Raw genomic sequence first — 17,209 nt, forward strand, 5'->3', positions numbered from 1 at the left:
GTCCTCACCCTTCCGCTTTCAATTCAAGAACAAGGTCACGAAGCTCAGCCGCCCGTTCAAAATTAAGATTACGCGCTGCTTCTTTCATTTCCTGTTCCATTCGTTCGATCATTGCTTTTCTGTCTTTTTTGCTTAATGAGGCTGCAGCTGGTGCGCCATAGCTTTTTGCTTCTGCATCCTCCGCGACCATTGTCGCCTGAATCACATCCGGGATGCTCTTCTGAATCGTTTTCGGCGTAATGCCGTGCTTGCGATTATGCTCTTCCTGAATGGTCCGGCGTCTCGCCGTCTCATCGATGGCAATCCGCATCGAATTCGTGATTTTATCGGCATACATGATGACATGACCGTTTTCATTTCGCGCCGCCCGTCCAATCGTTTGAATGAGGGAACGCTCGGCCCGGAGAAAGCCTTCCTTGTCCGCGTCAAGAATCGCGACGAGTGATACTTCAGGAATATCAAGCCCTTCCCGCAACAGGTTAATTCCGACCAGCACGTCAAACGAGCCGAGCCGGAGCTGACGAATAATTTCAATCCGCTCAAGCGTCTTCACTTCCGAGTGAAGATAGCGAACCCGGATGCCGATTTCTTTCAAATAATCGGTTAAGTCTTCCGACATTTTCTTTGTTAACGTTGTCACAAGCACCCGTTCATTACGCGCCGTGCGCAAGTGAATTTCCTCAATCAAATCATCTATTTGTCCTTCGATCGGTCTGACATCAATCGTCGGATCAAGCAATCCTGTCGGCCGGATGATCTGCTCGACCATTTTCGGTGTATGCTCCAGCTCGTAAGGACCCGGAGTCGCCGAGACATAAACAGCCTGATGGACTTTCGCTTCAAACTCTTCAAACCGGAGCGGACGATTATCCAGGGCGGAAGGCAGGCGGAAGCCGTGATCGACTAAAACCTGTTTCCTCGCCCTGTCTCCGTTAAACATCCCGCGCACCTGTGGCAAGGTGACATGAGACTCGTCGGCGATAAGGAGAAAGTCGTCAGGAAAGAAATCGAGCAACGTGTACGGCGTTGCACCGGCTTCACGCAATGTAAGATGGCGGGAGTAATTCTCAATCCCTGAGCAAAAACCCATTTCACTCATCATCTCAAGATCATAGCGCGTACGCTGTTCAAGCCGCTGTGCCTCCAGTAGCTTCCCTTGGTCCTTCAGCTCCTTCAGTCTTTCCTCCAGCTCGACTTCGATATTGGCGATTGCTTTTTTCAGCTTTTCTTCCCGCGTAACGAAGTGGGAAGCCGGGAAAATCGCGACATGATTACGCTCTCCCTTAATCTCGCCCGTCAGAGCATCGACTTCGGTCATCCGGTCAATTTCATCACCAAAAAACTCGACCCGGATGCACTGTTCATCGCGAGAGGCGGGAAAGATCTCAACAACATCGCCGCGAACGCGGAAAGTTCCGCGGACGAAGTTGATGTCATTTCGATCATATTGGATATCGACGAGATTACGCAAAAGCTCATTGCGGTCCATCTCCATTCCGACGCGGAGAGAGACGACGAGATCACGATATTCTTCCGGCGACCCTAACCCGTAAATGCACGAGACACTGGCGATAATAATCACATCTCTCCGCTCAAATAAGGCGCTTGTCGCCGAGTGACGCAGCTTATCAATTTCATCATTGATGCTGGCATCCTTTTCTATAAACGTATCAGAGCTTGGCACATAGGCCTCCGGCTGATAGTAATCGTAATAACTGACAAAGTATTCAACTGCATTATTCGGGAAGAATTCTTTAAACTCACTGTAAAGCTGCCCGGCAAGTGTTTTATTATGAGCCATCACAAGCGTTGGTTTATTCACTGCCTGGATCACATTCGACATCGTAAACGTCTTCCCTGTCCCCGTCGCACCGAGTAAAGTTTGATGCCTTTCGCCTCTTTGCAGCCCTTCAACGATTTCCGCAATCGCCCGGGGCTGATCACCCTGCGGCTCATACGGGGACACAAGTTCAAACGATCGCTCCAACGATATAACCTCCTCCGAATCTCTATCTTCTCAGCATAGCACTGTTGCCGAATCTTTAAACAATATCGTTATTTTCCTTTCCTTTTCCTCTTAAAAGAAAACAGATTCCTCTATGAGAACAAACATAATTATACCATAGCCACTTTAAAAAAACACAAACAAAGCGAACGAATGTGCTTATTTTTTTGTCAGGATTTTCAAATAGAAGCTGCTGAAAAAGTGAAAATCATACTTTTTCTGCAGCTTCATTATGAGTGGGTGGCGGGTGAAGCCATGAAGCGAGGAGTCTTTACGCCATCCGCGTAACATTCTTACCTATTAAAATAGCCTAAAACAAAAGGGAACTAACACCCTTTTGTTTTAGGCTTGCTTCTACATTCCTTGTATTCGTTTCAACCTTTTTTTCGCTACGGCAAAGCCCCCGGCAAATGACAGCAGTGTCAGAATCATGATTGGCCACGGCTGGGCATGGCTGTCAAGGACGACAAAGAGCACCATAAAAGTCACGATACAAGCTCCCAGCAAACTAAACGTTATCCGGGTCACCACAACCATTAAGAGAAACGGGGCGAAAAGTGCCAGTCCTACATCGATCATTCGTTTGTCCTACCCCTTTACCTCTTACTCAGTTCGTTTACACGATCCGCTTTCTATCGTACCATACTTCGCCTTCTTTTACCTCTCACTAAGACTTTCATTCGGCAGGATTAACACTTCCACCCTGCGGTTTCTCTCTCTGCCCTCCGGCGTATCATTCGAGGCAACCGGCTGGTATTCACTATAGCCGGTGGCGCTTAACAGGCTTGGATCAAGCTCTTCATTCTCAAGCAGGATTTTCGTGAAATTCAACGCTCTATCAGCACTTAAATCCCAATTGGACCGGTACTCTGCATTTTGAATCGGCACGTTATCCGTATGACCGGCGACGACAATGCGGCGCGGTGGATCTGAAATAAGCAAATCTGAAATTTGCTCGACCACATTGAGCGCATCCTCACGAATTTCCGCGCTGCCGGAATGAAACAGAGCCTGATCAAGAATCGTCAACAGCAGACCGTCCGCCGACAAGCTCGTTTGCAGCTCCGAGCTGAGGTCGTTTTCTTCTATGTACAGATCAATTTGTCGCTTCAGCTCTTCCAGTTCCCGCCGTTCCGTTGACACAGCCCGACCTTCTTCTCCGGAAACCCCCTGCCTTACTTCTTCCATCCCGGAGTTAACAGGTGACGGGACAGGCTGCTCCAGCAAGCCTCTTCCTCCTTGAAAGGTTTCATTGAACGTAATCATCATCTGTTCATACCTTTCCGCATCAACCGAACTGACAGCAAATAAGACGATGAAAAGAGCGAGAAGCAATGTCAGCATGTCCGCATACGGAATCAGCCACGTCTCATCAATATGCTCTTCATGATGCTTTTTTCGCCTTTTAGCCATTTACACTCTCCCCCTGGTTGACTGCTTCTCCCCGTTTTGCTTTTTCATCCAATGACAAGTACACGAGCAGCTTGTCTTCCAAAGCACGTGGCGAAATCCCGGCCTGAATAGAGAGAACACCTTCAATCATCAAACTTTTCTGCGTTAACTCCAGCTTCGATTTACGCTTTAATTTATTCGCAAATGGATGCCAAAGCACATAGCCCGTAAAAATACCGAACAGCGTAGCGACAAATGCCGCCGAAATCGCGTAGCCGAGCGCCTCAATATCATTCAAATCACCGAGAGCAGCAATTAAGCCCATCACGGCGCCGAGAACACCGAGAGTCGGCGCATACGTCCCTGCCTGAGTGAAAATCGCCGCCCCCGAGGCATGACGCTCTTCCATCACTTCAAGCTCGACCTCCATCGTATCGCGAATGAAATCCGGGTCCAACCCATCAACCACCATCTTCATTCCCTGCTTTAAAAACGGTTCCTCAATTTGCTCAATTTCATTTTCCAGGGCGAGCAGCCCTTCTTTTCGCGCCATTGCGCTAAGACTCACAAATAGCGTAATCAGTTCAGACGTGTTTGGAATCTGCTGTCTTTGAAAAATCACTTTAAATAGCTTTGGAATCCGCTTTACATCCTCAGACGGAAAACCGATTAAAATCGCCGCCGCCGTCCCAACTAAAATAATCGTTATAGCAGCTGGGTTAATCAGGACCATCAAGCTGGTCCCTTTAAAGACCATACTAATTATCACAGCTGCTACACCAACTATTACGCCTAAAATAGACATCTTATCCATTCGTCACTTCACCCATTCCTTTTTCCTTGCGATTTATTGACCCTACTCCCCCTCACCGAAGTCAAATGTCACCTCCGCGTTCAGGTATCTCCCCATCAGTTGTACCAGTGACTTCTCTCCTATCAGAAAAGTTTCACTTTTTCTATTAACATACCATCATTTTCAAAGAAAAACAAAAGGTTCCGAGGTTTTTCAACATAATTCTTTGCCACAATAGTGCTTAAGTCTCTAAATTTATCCAAATTTCGACTCGTTGAGGGGAGGACTTTGTCAAAAAAAGAAAAAAAGCAGCTCTTCCTTTCTGTTTGATTTCCACAGAAAAAGAAGGGCTGCTTCGGTGAGGCCACTGAAAATCGTCCGTTTTCATAACTCGAAGAACGCGCCTTAAATAATAGAATCCTGAAGCTGGATGTCGTCTTTTACGAGCAGGACACCGAGCTGGTGGTGTCCGCCATCATAGATCGCGCCTTGGGCAAAGCGAAGCTCTCCTTCGTGGGTAAGAATCTCCAGCTTACAAAAAGCCGAGTTTTGCTGGAGAGCCTCATAAAAGTTCTCATCGGTTGAAACCGGCTGTCCGTTTACTTTTACAATGATTTCTCCAATTTCAAGATTCATTTTCTCAGCCGGGCTGCCAGGAAGAACGCCAAGAACGACACAGCCTTTTTCTTTCGCCGAGAAGAAATCAGGCTGTTTTTCGTCCTTTTCCTTTGCCAGAAGCCAGATCAGCTCACGCCCGGCGATGACCGCAGCACCAAGCACAACCGCCACATACGGGCTGTAGTAGCTCGCCGCTGCAAGACCGCCTAAAATGAGACCGAAAAAGAATAGCCGGTTGCCGTGCTGCCTAATTGGAATATGCGGCAATGTCGCCTTTATCCGCTGTTGAAAGCCGAATAAAAGTGGAAGAAGAACAGGTTGCCAGCCTCCATCGCCGATTTGCAGCACAGGCCAATAAGAAAAGGAAGGGAGAAGTCCATCAGGGATAAAAAAGAGAACCGGTACGACCCAAAGCCGCTTTGCCTCATGGAAACCGACCCATTTCCCCCGCTTGCTTCTTCGTAGCTTCGGCGAAGAAAAGCGCGCTCCATTCGTCCGAATCAGAATCCCTTCTGCTATAACAAATAAGGACGCTAAGCCGGCTAGAGCGAAAAGAGGAATGAGCGTAATTCGTTCATAAACGCCGGCAAGCATCGAACTTTCGCCGAGCCACGGTTCCATCCCGTAGAAAAGAAGGCACAGGCCGAGCACGAAAGCCGGGCTGATCCAGCGCAGTTGGCAAGTCAATGCGGTGAGTACGTATAGAGCCGCCACCAAAAGCAGCCATTCGATCGTCACGACAACGCCGACTAAGCCGGTAATGAGGGAAAGCGCGCCTCCCATAAGCAAAGCTGGAAGTAATGGGATTGTCCAATCCGCACGTTTCGAATAGACGCGCGTATGAAAAGATTCGCGTTCCCGCTTCACCCTGCCAGCAGATATGAAAGCAATGATGATAAAACCAAGATATAAAAGTGGGTTAGCTAGAAACGAAAGGATGAGCCAACCCAAGCTGCTCATTATGTCCATCATAGTCGGTTCTCCTTCAGCCTTCTGAATCGTAAATAAGAAACCAGCTGTATCGTTTTTCACACCAAAAAAGTTGCTCCATCTTTTAAAAGCCTAGAGAGGAGTAAGGTTCTCCTCTCTAGGCGAGTAGTGAACCAGCCATTGTCAATTCTTCGAAGGCTTTTATTATATCTCCTTCTTATTTCGACAAAGACTGTCTGTCTTCCTTTAATAGCCGATAAGTCATTTGCACGATTATCGTGAAGTGCCAGCCTGCTCCAGCACTAATTCAATTGCTGTTTGGAGCTGGCGATCATTTTCACGCTCCCGTACATTTTCTAAAATCTGCTGCTGCAGCAAATCGGCTGTTTCTTTCGTTAAATCACCCGTCGCTTCCAGCTCATGCGTCTGTTGAAAAGCGAGGACTGCCTGCTTTGTCTGCCCATCAAAATAGCCGTCCGTTCGCCCAGTTTCAAAGCCTAGCCCTTTCAGCATGATCTGGGCGCTCTTGATTTGCTCATTCATCATATCCGCAGTCAACGGTTCTTCCAGCGTCAAAGGAGTTGTATAAAAATAGTCCGGCTGTCGCACTTCAACAGTAGGCTTAACCCCTTCGCCGTTAATATCATTTCCATCACTTGTCAGCCATCTGAATAAAGAAAGCTTCAGCTCACTGCCATCTCCTAAACGGATCGTCTGCTGAACCGTTCCTTTTCCAAAGGTTGTTTCTCCGACAACGTCATAACCGCCCCCTTCAATTAAGGCCGCCGCCAGAATTTCTGATGCCGAGGCAGAAGCGCCATCCGTAATCCCGACAATCGGATATGGCTTCGGTTCCTTGAGAGAAGACACATAGCGAACTTTCTCCCCATTACGGTTTTCAATTTGCACAATCGGCTGTTCATTCGGAATGACCAAGTCACCAATTTCTTCGACCGCATCCAAGTAACCGCCTGGATTCCCGCGTACATCAATCAGCAGTCCATCGATTCCTTCCGCTTCAAGACTGCTTAAACTTTCCTTAAAGCGTTCCGCTGTATCCTCGGAAAAAGAAGTGATTTCAAGCAGACCGACTTTCTTTCCGTTCTGTTCAATGATTTCCGAGCGGACTGTTTCAATAGGAATTTCATCACGTTCAACCGGCACCTCGATCAGTTCACTTGAACCGGCCCGTTCAATCGTCAGCCGAACCGTCGTCCCCTGCTCACCGCGGATTTTTAATACAGCCTCATACAAGGAAAGACCTTCAATTGACTCACCGTCAATTTCAATAATCTTGTCATTTGGCTGCAATCCGGCCCGTTCAGCCGGAGATTCCCGGAATGGCGCGACAATCGTCACCTTTCCGTCTGTCATGCTCACTTCGGCGCCAATTCCTTCAAAATGAGAACCGAGTGACTCAACAAATTGATTGGCTGTCTCCTGATCCATATAGACAGAGTAAGGATCTTCAAGCGTCCGCAGCATCCCTTCAATTGCACCCTCGATTAATTGCTGATCACTTACTTCCTCGACATACTGTTCCTGAATAATTGTCAGCGCCTTTTCAAATTTCTCAAGCAGTTCTTTGTCTGTTAGCTCAACAGAACTAGCTGCTTCCTCACTGCCACCGGTTGGCGAGACCGCATTTGACATTCCACCTTGATCAGACAGAAAGAAAAAGAGATACGCCCCCAGGGCCACTAAAGCAACACATACAATCAACGACTGTTTTCTTTTCACCTTCACCAACTCCCATTCCGTTTCAAAAACCGCTTCTCCTCAGCTCTTGAAAACAAAAAGCACCACACCACTAAACGTGTAATGCCTATTTTCCACACCAACGTTACATCCTGCCTGCTGTCTATCATTACCTTATGTCCAGCTTGTACCAGTTATGTTTTTTCAACATCATCATTTTAACAAAGATAGAGGATAAGTTCAAAGAACTGCCAATCATTTCTAAAGAAATGGGGCAGCCTGTCGACAAAGTCTCGTAAAAGCGAGACGGTCGACAGGCTTTTTGGGTATAAGTATTTGTCACGATCCGGAGCTTCAAATCTGCTCCCGGGATGGGGTTCACTTCAATAGCCCGAGGAGGCTCACCAGCTTCCCACGGAAAGCGAAGTCTGTTTCAGGAGCGACGGATTCCCCTCTTTTCATTTGTTCGGATAGTCATATAGAAAATACGTTTGACCTAGCCTCGTTTTGTCACAGCCTTTAAGCAATGAGCGGAACCGCCACGATCTTTTAAAGGCCGTTGTGAGTGGGTTTCTCACAACGGCCTTGTGGCGTGTGAAGCCATTGCCAGTAGGTCCAAAGCTAGTTTTGTCTCAAGCTCAACTACCGATATGAAGAAGCAATCCTTGTCGCTAAAAAAGAGAGGTGCCCAAGGTTTTTTCCTTTGAACACCTCTCCCCTTCTTATTTTTCTTGGCTTAATTCGGAATATAGTTTAACGGATTGACCGCGTTGGACTTCGCTCCATTCCAGCCGCCTTCATGAACTTCAAAGTGTAAATGAGCGCCGAACGAGCGTCCCGTATTCCCCATAATTCCAATCGTTTGCCCTTTTGAGACACTTTGTCCGCTCGACACATTCAAGCGCTCCATATGGGCGTACAATGTCGTAATCAGCTGTCCCTCGACGTAATGTGCGATGATCACAGTATTTCCATAGCCATTCATATAGCTTGCACTTACGACTGTTCCATCCTGAACGGCAACAATCGGCACATCTCCGGTACGACCGTTCTTACCGATGTCAATTCCGTAGTGCATCCGTCCTCCAAAAGAACTACGTGGGCCAAATGTTGATGTGATGCTTCCCGTTGCCGGCCGCATAAAACCGGAGTTCGTCACCGCCGGCGTACTGTGCATTTGACCACCACCGCCTCCACTTCGAGACGCAGCAGCTGCGGCCGCTGCGGCCTGACGCTGGCGTTCCTCATACTCAGCGAGTTCTTTTTTCAACGCCGCCTCTTGGGCGCGGAGAATTTCATCGGCATTCTCCAATTCACCAAGATCGTCATGCAGCTCATCTTCGCGCTGCTGCAGACGGTTCATCAGATCATCCTTTTGCTGACGCTGCGACTCAAGCTCGGCCATCATCTGCTCAAGCTCGGCTAAATGCCCTTCAAGTGTTTGCAGCTCCTGCTCCACTTGCAGCTTCGCCTCTTCAAGCCGGTTCTGATCCTCAATATGAGCTTCAATAATGTTACGATCCTGCTGCGCGATGACAGACAGAGCATTCACCCGGTCGAGAAAATCACCAAAGCTCTTTGCTCCAAGAATGACTTCCAGGTAGTTAATCGAGCCACCGCTCTGATACATCGCGCGCGCTCTGTCTTTCAGCAGAACGTCTCTTTCGGCAATTCGTTCCTCCAGCTCAGCAATCTCCGCACGAAGGGCCTCAATATGGGCGCGTACTTCTTCGATCTCGCTTCGTTTGTCACGAATGTTTTGACTCGTTGTCGCCACTTCATGATCAATCTTTCGGATTTCGTCATTCAGTTGCTGCATTTCAGTCTCAAGCTTTTGGATTTCCGCTTCTGTCTTCTTCGCCTCTTCCTGTTTCTCCTGACGCTCACGCTGAACATCGGAAATCTTACCTTCGATTTCCGAGTTAGCCAACGCCTTGTGATCAAATAAGCCCGCGCCTAAAGAACCAGTAACCAGCAACAATGCAACTGCAACTAAACCCAACCTTTGCTTCATTCAGCCGTTCCTCCTCATTTCCTGTAAAACTTTTCTTCTTAATCACCGAGCCTCTATACTTTCAAAAACTTCCGCACAGATACGATACTTCCCCAAACACCGATAAAAGCTCCGATTCCGATAAGCAACGCTGCGATCTGCCATATGTATGGGAACACAGGTAACAGGGAGAAGAACATGAGTTCAAAACGCTCCCCAAAGTTTGACAGGACGTATGAATAGCCGAAGCCAATCAACAAAATCGGAATCAAAGATCCAACGACTCCTAAAAGCATTCCTTCTATAAAAAATGGCCAGCGGATGAACCCATTGGTTGCCCCGACAAGTTTCATAATCTGAATTTCTCGTTTTCTAGCCACAATTGTCAGTTTAATAGTATTGGCAATTAAAAACATTGCCGTAAACATCATCGCCAACACGAGCACAAGACCAACTGTGCGAAATAAATCGGTGAAGGCAAACAAGCGCTCCACGACCTCTTTCCCGAAGTCAATCCGTTCCACATAAGGCATCTGTTCAAGCAGCCCCGCAACCTGTTCTGTCAACTGCGGACTGCTGGCCTCGACAATGAACACATCATTCAGCGGATTTTCCGAACGAATCGATTCAAAGACCTGGCCCCGTTCATCGAGACTGTCAATCAACTGATTGAGTCCTTCATCTTTTCCTAAAAACGTCACCTCGGCCACATCCGGTGTTGTTTCAATTTGAGCTCGAAGCTCATCCTGCTGTTCCGGTGTTGCCGTCAGCTCAATATAAACCCGTATCTCAACATCGTCCTCAATAACAGAAGCAAAATGATTGACGTTCATAATCAGAAGCAAAAACGCCCCGACAACAAACAGCATGACGGCGACCGCACTTATCGAAGCGAACGTCATCCAACCATTTCGTCCTAAGTTCTTACTGCCTTCCCGAACATGGCGTCCGAGAGTTCTAAGCTTCATAGCCGTAGGTCCCCCTTATTTCATCCCTAACCACGCGCCCGCCTTCGATTGCGACAACTCGTTTCTTGATCGTGTTGACAATGTCCTTATTATGAGTTGCCATAATAACCGTCGTGCCGCGATGGTTAATATCGTCTAAGATGTCCATAATTCCCCAAGCTGTATCTGGATCAAGATTTCCCGTCGGCTCGTCCGCGATCAGAACATCAGGCTGATTGACAATCGCTCTGGCAATCGCCACCCGCTGCTGCTCTCCACCTGATAGTTCACTTGGCAAAAACCGCGCCTTGTTTTTCAACTGCACGATATCAAGCACATCCATCACCTTGCGTTTGATCATATCCGGCGCTTCCTCAATCACTTCAAGCGCAAACGCCACATTTTCATACACGCTCAAGCTCGTCAGCAGTTTGAAATCCTGAAACACCACCCCTATTTTCCGGCGCAGTAACGGGATATGCTTTTCTTTAATCGTTGACAAGCTCGTTTTATCGATAATAATTTCGCCCTTCGTCGCTTTCTCTTCACGGTACATCAGACGGATAAATGTCGATTTTCCGGCGCCGCTCGGTCCTACGACATAGACAAACTCACCTTTTTTAATTTTTATATTAATCCCATTAATCGCCTTTACATTATTGGAATAGGTCTTCCATACATCCTTCATTTCAATCATACTGTTCACTTCCCCGCTTACCGTCATTTCACAAGTCACTGCTTGTCCATTACGAATGCTGTAGAAAAAGCACTGCTTTCCCCTTATCCTGTCGGTTCGCCTATCCATTATACCATTTATTAAAAATTATGGAGAACCAATTTTATTACAATTATATTTCAGTCGAAAAAAGCCCTGAAAAAGATTCGCTTTCTCTTTTTCAGGGCTTTTGCTTTATTGAGTTTTAATCCATTGAGCGATGTTATTCGCATCTTCTTCCGGGAGATTTTGCGCTGGCATTGTGCCTTGTCCATTTAAAATGACATGTTCAATTTCTTCCGCTGAGAGTTCCGTTCCAGCCAAAGCAGGACCGACTCCCCCTTCCAGGTTCCCTCCGTGACAGCCGATACAGCTTGCTTCATATGTCGTGCGAGCTGCTTCAGCATCAAAATCACCTGCCGCTTCTTCTCCTTCGCCGGCCGCATCCTCAGCCGGGGCTTCATCAACTGGAGCTTCATCAGCCGGGGCTGGCTCTTCTCCTCCGCCTCCACAAGCTGTCAAAGCAAAAACAGCACCTAGCACAAGTAGAAATTTCTTCATCTCTTTCCCTCCATTGATTCGTTTTGCAGGAGTTTCCTCCAAGCACATTATAGCCGATTTCTTTTTTGTTAGGCGTGCTTAAACCCTTCTCCAAGCACCTCCGTGGCGTTCGTAACGATGACAAACGCTTGCGGGTCAACAGCTTGAACGATATGTTTCAATTTTGTGACCTCACTCTGATGGACAACACACATTAAGACGGGTCTCTCTTCTTCCGTATAACCGCCATAGCCGCTTAGCTTTGTTACTCCACGATCAACATCCCGCAGGATGCTTTTTCGCAGTTCTTCCTGATGATTGGAGATGATTAAAGCTACCTTTGCATATCCTACCCCCATTTGCACTAAATCAATCGTCTTTCCCGTCACAAATAAAGCAATTAACGCATATAGCGCCAGCTCCAGACCGAAAACGATCGCCGATGTCAAGACGATCAGGCCATCTAAAATAAAGACGCACGCCCCAAGGGAAACGCCGGTGAATTTTTGAATAATTTGCGCGGCGAGATCCGTGCCGCCTGTGCTAGCGCTCGCCCGAAAGACGATTCCCAGTCCGAGGCCCACTCCCATTCCGCCAAATAACGCACCGAGCAGCGCATCCTCAAAGCCGACTGACCATTCCCGCGTTAAAAACACAACAAATGGGAGAAACAATGTGCCGACCAATGTTTTGATTCCATATTTGAATCCGCCAAGCAGCAACACCCCGAGAATGAAGAGAGGAATGTTGAAAGCCCATTGGGTAAACGCCGGCTCAATCCCGAATGTCGCATTGACAATCGTACTAATGCCGCTGACCCCGCCCGAGGCGATTTTGTTCGGCAGTAAAAATAAATTAAACGCGATCGCGACAATCGCCGACCCTGTCAGGATGTATGTATAATCGACCAATAATTGCAGCCTGTGATTGAGAGGCCCTCTCCGTTTACGGGACGTTATCATCCGCTTCACTCCTTTTTACTATCATATCCAAACCATTGGGTAGTATAGCATCAGCTCTCACGGAAGTAAACGCGACTCCATTAGCGCGGTGACGAACTAAGAAGGCTGGCACGACTATTGTGCAAAAATGTAAAGAAAAAGATGAAATGATATCATAATCAATGAAGGCTTATAGGAAAACGATACAGCTGGAAAAGACGTAAAAAAAGGAGGATCAAGAATGAAATCATGGGAGGAGATGGCTCAACATATTACTTCGATCCCGCAGGAACGAAAGCTGGAGATTGAAGTAGCGGCCTATTTCGCTGAATCGATTGTCGCGCGGCGCAAACAATTGAAGCTAACGCAAGCGGAATTAGGAGCTAAAGTAAATATGAGTCAATCGCAAATCGCCCAGGTGGAGAATTCTACTACCGTTCCAAGACTAGATACTTTAATCGCTATTGCCAATGCACTCGGTTTACAAGTAACACTGGTCGAAAAAGAACAAGCTGCTACGACAGTTACGTTCTAAAAATTCACTCGTGGAAAAGATTTTTTATCTGAACCACTTTAAACTTTGCTTTTCCCGCATCTTACGAAAGGTCTATGTATTCTTTGTGAGTGCGTGGATTGAAATCTTTCCTAATACCTTCAATCAGAGCCGGCGGTTGTTGTTCCCACTCTTTGTGAGAGGCAGGGATCGAAATGTGAAGGATACTTGGCGACACTTTCTAAAACAGAATAAAAAAGGGACGACAGCATTTCCGTCGTCCCTTTTTATGTTGAATACCTGCGACTCGTTTACGTTTGAGGTGCTGCCCCACCCCATCTACTCCTGCTCCACCCCGCCGATGGCCTGGCGCAAATAGGCGTCGATGAAGCCGTCAAGATCGCCGTCCATCACGCTTGTCGTATTGCCGACTTCGTAATTGGTGCGATGATCCTTGACCATGCTGTATGGATGAAAGACATAGGAGCGGATTTGGCTTCCCCAGCCGATTTCTTTTTGTTCGCCACGGATTTCGGCAAGTTCCTGCTGCTGCTCTTCGATTTTGAGCTGGTACAGCTTCGCTTTCATCATTTTCATCGCTTGTTCCCTGTTTTTAATTTGGGAGCGTTCGCTTTGGCAAGTGACGACTGTGTTTGTCGGCAAGTGGGTGATCCGCACAGCCGAATCAGTCGTATTGATATGCTGACCGCCGGCCCCACTGGCGCGGTACGTGTCGATTTTCAAATCTTCCGGTGAGAGGTCGATGTCGACACTATCATCCAGCTCAGGCATCACTTCGCACGAAACGAACGACGTATGCCGGCGCCCCGACGAATCAAACGGCGAAATCCGCACTAACCGATGGACGCCTTTTTCCGCTTTTAAATAACCGTACGCATTGTGGCCTTTAATCAGCAGCGTGACGCTCTTCACCCCGGCCTCATCGCCCGGCAAATAATCCATCGTCTCCACCTTGAACCCTTTTCGCTCTGCCCAGCGCGTGTACATCCGCAAAAGCATCGAAGCCCAGTCCTGTGACTCAGTTCCCCCGGCACCGGGATGGAGCTCAAGAATCGCATTGTTCTTATCATACGGCTCACTTAGCAAGAGCTGAAGCTCAAACTGGTTCAGTGCTTCACTTAAGCTGGTGACCCCCTGCTCCAGATCCTGTTTCAAATCTTCATCGGCTTCTTCCTTCACCAGCTCATATGAGACCTCTAAATCCTCGTATTCCGATTCTAAAGCCAAAAAGCCATTGACCTGCTCCTTTAACGCATTGGAATCGTTAATGATCGCCTGAGCCGCCTCCTGATCATTCCAAAAATCAGGATCAGTCATCTTCTCTTCTAATTCGGCAATGCGTTCCTGCTTCTCATCGAGGTCAAAGAGACCCCCTAAAATTTGATAATCGCTTTGCCATTGCTGTCAGCGTTTGCTTAATCTCTACTAATTCCATCCTGCACCTCTACCTCGTTATTTTATATGGCTGCTTATGCGCCGCAGCAGTTTTTGTACTTTTTGCCGCTGCCGCATGGACACGGATCATTCCGCCCGACGGTGACCCCTTTTCTGATCGGCTGGCGCTTCTTCGGCTGCTGCTCTGTGCTTTGATGAACAGCCTGCCCTTCAGCGACCTTTTGGCGCTCAAGATTTTGCTGTACCTGGGCTTTCATCACATACATCGATACTTCTTCCTCAATCGACGCAATCATCTGCTCGAACATTTCAAATCCTTCAAAACGATACTCACGCAACGGATCGTTCTGACCATATGCACGAAGATGAATTCCTTGGCGGAGCTGATCCATTTGGTCAATATGGTTCATCCACTTCCGGTCAACCGTCCGCAGCATAATGACCTTCTCGAATTCACGCATGTATTCCGGCGTAAATTCCTCTTCCTTCTGATTATAATTGGCGAGCACCTTCTCGGTAATCAGCTCGATCATCTCTTCAGGATCGAGACCGCGCAGCTCCTGCTCTGTCAAATCATTTTCGTTCAAAAGCTGGGCCTTCATATAATTGACGATCGCACCAAGATCCCAGTCCTCCGGCACTTCACTTTCCGGCGTATGGAGGCGCACGGTGCGCTCAATGACAGACTTGATCATCGATTCGACAATTTCACGAAGATTATCCGATTCAAGGACCTCAACGCGCTGCTTGTAAATGATTTCGCGCTGTTCACGCATGACATCATCATATTGCAAAATTTGCTTCCGCGCGTCAAAGTTATTGCCTTCCACGCGTTTTTGCGCTGTTTCAACCGCACGGGAAACGAGCTTGCTTTCAATCGGCTGGTCATCTTCCATCCCGAGCTTTTCCATCATCGCTCTCATGTTATCAGAGCCGAAGCGACGCATCAGCTCATCTTCCATCGATAAATAAAACTGGGAAGAACCCGGATCACCTTGACGGCCGGCACGACCGCGGAGCTGATTGTCGATCCGCCGGCTTTCATGCCGTTCCGTTCCGAGCACATGGAGACCGCCAAGCTCGATTACCCCTTCACCCAGCTTAATATCGGTACCACGGCCGGCCATGTTCGTCGCAATCGTGACGGCGCCTTTTTGCCCAGCATTCTCAATGATCTCGGCCTCCCTCTGATGGTTTTTCGCATTGAGGACGTGGTGCGGAATCCGCCTTTTCTTTAACAGACTTGAGACAAGTTCAGATGTCTCGACACTTACCGTACCGACAAGAACAGGTTGTCCTTTTTTATGTTTTTCTTCAATTTCATTAACGACTGCTTTAAACTTCGCTTCCATCGTTTTAAAAATTAAATCAGGACGATCATCACGGGCAATCGGTTTGTTCGTCGGAATCGCCATGACGTCCATTCCATAAATGTTGCGGAATTCCTCTTCCTCCGTTTTCGCCGTACCCGTCATCCCGGCAAGCTTCTGATACATCCTGAAATAGTTCTGGAATGTAATGGAGGCAAGCGTCATGCTCTCACGCTGAATCGGCAGGCCTTCCTTCGCTTCAATCGCCTGATGCAGCCCGTCGCTGTAACGCCGCCCCTTCATTAAACGTCCAGTGAAAGAGTCAACGATCACGACCTCGCCGTCCTCGACGACATAATCGGTATCACGCGCCATCACGACGTGCGCCTTTAATGACTGAGTCAGATGGTGGTTTAGCTGTACATGCTGTTGATCATATAAATTATCAATGCCAAAAGCACGCTCGGCTTTATTAACCCCTTCCTCAGTCAGCTGCACACTTTTCGTCTTTTCATCGAGCGTATAGTCCTCTTCCTTTTTTAACGTCCGGATAAAAGAATTTGCCTGCTGGTAAAGCTGGGTCGAACGCTCAACCGAGCCGGAGATAATTAACGGTGTCCGCGCTTCATCAATTAAAATCGAGTCAACCTCATCAATTAACGCAAAATGGAGCGGACGCTGAACCATTTGTTCTTTGTAGAGCACCATGTTATCACGCAAGTAATCAAACCCAAGCTCATTATTTGTACTATAGGTGACATCAGCACGGTACGCTTCCTGCTTCTCTTCCTTCGACAGTCCGGATTCATTTAGTCCGACCGTTAACCCGAGGAAACGATAAAGCTCACCCATAATTTCGCAGTCACGGCGAGCCAAATAATCATTCACAGTCACGACATGAACGCCTTTTTCCGTTAAGGCATTCAAATAAACAGGCATCGTACCGACAAGGGTTTTCCCTTCCCCGGTTTTCATTTCGGCAATATTTCCCTGGTGAAGGGCAATCGCCCCAAGAAGTTGCACCGGATACGGTGTCATATGCAAGACGCGTGTCGCCGCTTCGCGTACGACCGCAAACGCTTCTACTAATAAGTCATCAAGTGATTCTCCTTGCTGATGACGTTGCTTGAATTCTTCTGTTTTCTGGCGAAGACCATCATCTGACAGCTTTTTCATCTCAGGCGCCAACGCTTCAATTTGTTCAACGATTTTTTCGTTCTTTTTTAATTGACGTTGACTTGGATCGCCGATTACTTTCTTTAATAGACCTAACATCGAATTCGTCCTCTCTTCTTTCAGCCCACCCGACAAGCGGGCATGAAGCATTTTCACACTACGATAATTTTAGCAGGTAAAATCGGAGCTTACAAGGACTTCCCCTTCTCGCGTCCGGCGATGGAAGGCCGTTCTTCCCGCAC

The 17,209-nt window shown here is 47.8% G+C and carries 14 protein-coding genes; 1 reads left to right on the forward strand and 13 read right to left on the reverse strand.

Features of this window, described 5'->3' with window-relative positions; all coding sequences use genetic code 11:
• Positions 1–4: 4 nt before the first annotated feature.
• The 11 genes from uvrB to M3202_RS11110 form a co-directional block, all read right to left on the reverse strand.
• Positions 5–1,987, reverse strand: a complete 1,983-nt coding sequence (gene uvrB, locus M3202_RS11060; RefSeq protein ID WP_251223398.1) for an excinuclease ABC subunit UvrB — start codon at positions 1,985–1,987, stop codon at positions 5–7.
• 372 nt (positions 1,988–2,359) lie between these two features.
• On the reverse strand, positions 2,360–2,584 hold the full coding sequence (locus M3202_RS11065; RefSeq protein ID WP_251223399.1) for a DUF2198 family protein: 225 nt from the start codon (positions 2,582–2,584) through the stop codon (positions 2,360–2,362).
• A 78-nt stretch (positions 2,585–2,662) separates the two neighbouring features.
• Positions 2,663–3,418 (reverse strand): flagellar motor protein MotB, encoded by a 756-nt coding sequence (gene motB, locus M3202_RS11070; RefSeq protein ID WP_251223400.1) that lies wholly within the window; start codon positions 3,416–3,418, stop codon positions 2,663–2,665.
• Positions 3,411–4,211 carry a flagellar motor stator protein MotA gene (motA, locus tag M3202_RS11075; RefSeq protein WP_251223401.1) on the reverse strand — a complete coding sequence of 267 codons (801 nt, stop codon included), beginning with the start codon at positions 4,209–4,211 and terminating at the stop codon, positions 3,411–3,413. Before motA ends, motB begins: the two co-directional genes overlap by 8 nt.
• A 384-nt stretch (positions 4,212–4,595) precedes the next feature.
• On the reverse strand, positions 4,596–5,780 hold the full coding sequence (locus tag M3202_RS11080) for a PDZ domain-containing protein (RefSeq protein ID WP_251223402.1): 1,185 nt from the start codon (positions 5,778–5,780) through the stop codon (positions 4,596–4,598).
• A 231-nt stretch (positions 5,781–6,011) separates the two neighbouring features.
• A complete protein-coding gene (locus M3202_RS11085) occupies positions 6,012–7,484 on the reverse strand; it encodes a S41 family peptidase (RefSeq protein ID WP_390189131.1) in 1,473 nt (490 codons plus the stop codon).
• A 688-nt stretch (positions 7,485–8,172) separates the two neighbouring features.
• Positions 8,173–9,450, reverse strand: coding sequence for a murein hydrolase activator EnvC family protein (locus tag M3202_RS11090; protein WP_251223404.1), 1,278 nt, complete (start codon positions 9,448–9,450; stop codon positions 8,173–8,175).
• A gap of 53 nt (positions 9,451–9,503) precedes the next feature.
• Positions 9,504–10,397, reverse strand: a complete 894-nt coding sequence (ftsX, locus tag M3202_RS11095) for a permease-like cell division protein FtsX (protein WP_251223405.1) — start codon at positions 10,395–10,397, stop codon at positions 9,504–9,506.
• Complete coding sequence (ftsE, locus tag M3202_RS11100; RefSeq protein ID WP_251223406.1) at positions 10,387–11,073, reverse strand: cell division ATP-binding protein FtsE; 687 nt, start codon at positions 11,071–11,073, stop codon at positions 10,387–10,389. Before ftsE ends, ftsX begins: the two co-directional genes overlap by 11 nt.
• A gap of 213 nt (positions 11,074–11,286) precedes the next feature.
• A complete protein-coding gene (locus tag M3202_RS11105; protein WP_251223407.1) occupies positions 11,287–11,652 on the reverse strand; it encodes a c-type cytochrome in 366 nt (121 codons plus the stop codon).
• 68 nt (positions 11,653–11,720) lie between these two features.
• Positions 11,721–12,593 carry a YitT family protein gene (locus M3202_RS11110; protein WP_251223408.1) on the reverse strand — a complete coding sequence of 291 codons (873 nt, stop codon included), beginning with the start codon at positions 12,591–12,593 and terminating at the stop codon, positions 11,721–11,723.
• 220 nt (positions 12,594–12,813) lie between these two features.
• Between M3202_RS11110 and M3202_RS11115 the strand changes: the two genes are divergently transcribed.
• Positions 12,814–13,107 (forward strand): helix-turn-helix domain-containing protein, encoded by a 294-nt coding sequence (locus M3202_RS11115; RefSeq protein ID WP_251223409.1) that lies wholly within the window; start codon positions 12,814–12,816, stop codon positions 13,105–13,107.
• A 297-nt stretch (positions 13,108–13,404) separates the two neighbouring features.
• Here the strand turns inward: M3202_RS11115 and prfB are convergent.
• Positions 13,405–14,521, reverse strand: a protein-coding gene (gene prfB, locus M3202_RS11120) for a peptide chain release factor 2 (protein WP_251223410.1) whose coding sequence is annotated in 2 segments (ribosomal slippage) — positions 13,405–14,448 and positions 14,450–14,521 — 1,116 coding nt in all. Because the reading frame shifts where the segments join, the coding sequence is not laid out codon by codon here.
• Positions 14,522–14,555: 34 nt separating this feature from the next.
• Positions 14,556–17,066 carry a preprotein translocase subunit SecA gene (secA, locus tag M3202_RS11125; protein WP_251223411.1) on the reverse strand — a complete coding sequence of 837 codons (2,511 nt, stop codon included), beginning with the start codon at positions 17,064–17,066 and terminating at the stop codon, positions 14,556–14,558.
• Positions 17,067–17,209: the final 143 nt, after the last annotated feature.

The organism is Halalkalibacter oceani, from assembly GCF_023715605.1.
In the GTDB taxonomy this organism is placed as follows: domain Bacteria; phylum Bacillota; class Bacilli; order Bacillales; family Bacillaceae_D; genus Halalkalibacter; species Halalkalibacter oceani.

Coding starts and splice junctions, on each gene's coding strand:
- M3202_RS11065 (WP_251223399.1), bottom strand. CDS start 2,584: ATGATCGATGTAGGACTGGCACTTTTCGCCCCGTTTCTCTTAATGGTT.
- ftsE (WP_251223406.1), bottom strand. CDS start 11,073: ATGATTGAAATGAAGGATGTATGGAAGACCTATTCCAATAATGTAAAG.
- ftsX (WP_251223405.1), bottom strand. CDS start 10,397: ATGAAGCTTAGAACTCTCGGACGCCATGTTCGGGAAGGCAGTAAGAAC.
- M3202_RS11110 (WP_251223408.1), bottom strand. CDS start 12,593: ATGATAACGTCCCGTAAACGGAGAGGGCCTCTCAATCACAGGCTGCAA.
- M3202_RS11115 (WP_251223409.1), top strand. CDS start 12,814: ATGAAATCATGGGAGGAGATGGCTCAACATATTACTTCGATCCCGCAG.
- M3202_RS11105 (WP_251223407.1), bottom strand. CDS start 11,652: ATGAAGAAATTTCTACTTGTGCTAGGTGCTGTTTTTGCTTTGACAGCT.
- motB (WP_251223400.1), bottom strand. CDS start 3,418: ATGGCTAAAAGGCGAAAAAAGCATCATGAAGAGCATATTGATGAGACG.
- secA (WP_251223411.1), bottom strand. CDS start 17,066: ATGTTAGGTCTATTAAAGAAAGTAATCGGCGATCCAAGTCAACGTCAA.
- motA (WP_251223401.1), bottom strand. CDS start 4,211: ATGGATAAGATGTCTATTTTAGGCGTAATAGTTGGTGTAGCAGCTGTG.
- M3202_RS11080 (WP_251223402.1), bottom strand. CDS start 5,780: ATGATGGACATAATGAGCAGCTTGGGTTGGCTCATCCTTTCGTTTCTA.
- M3202_RS11090 (WP_251223404.1), bottom strand. CDS start 9,450: ATGAAGCAAAGGTTGGGTTTAGTTGCAGTTGCATTGTTGCTGGTTACT.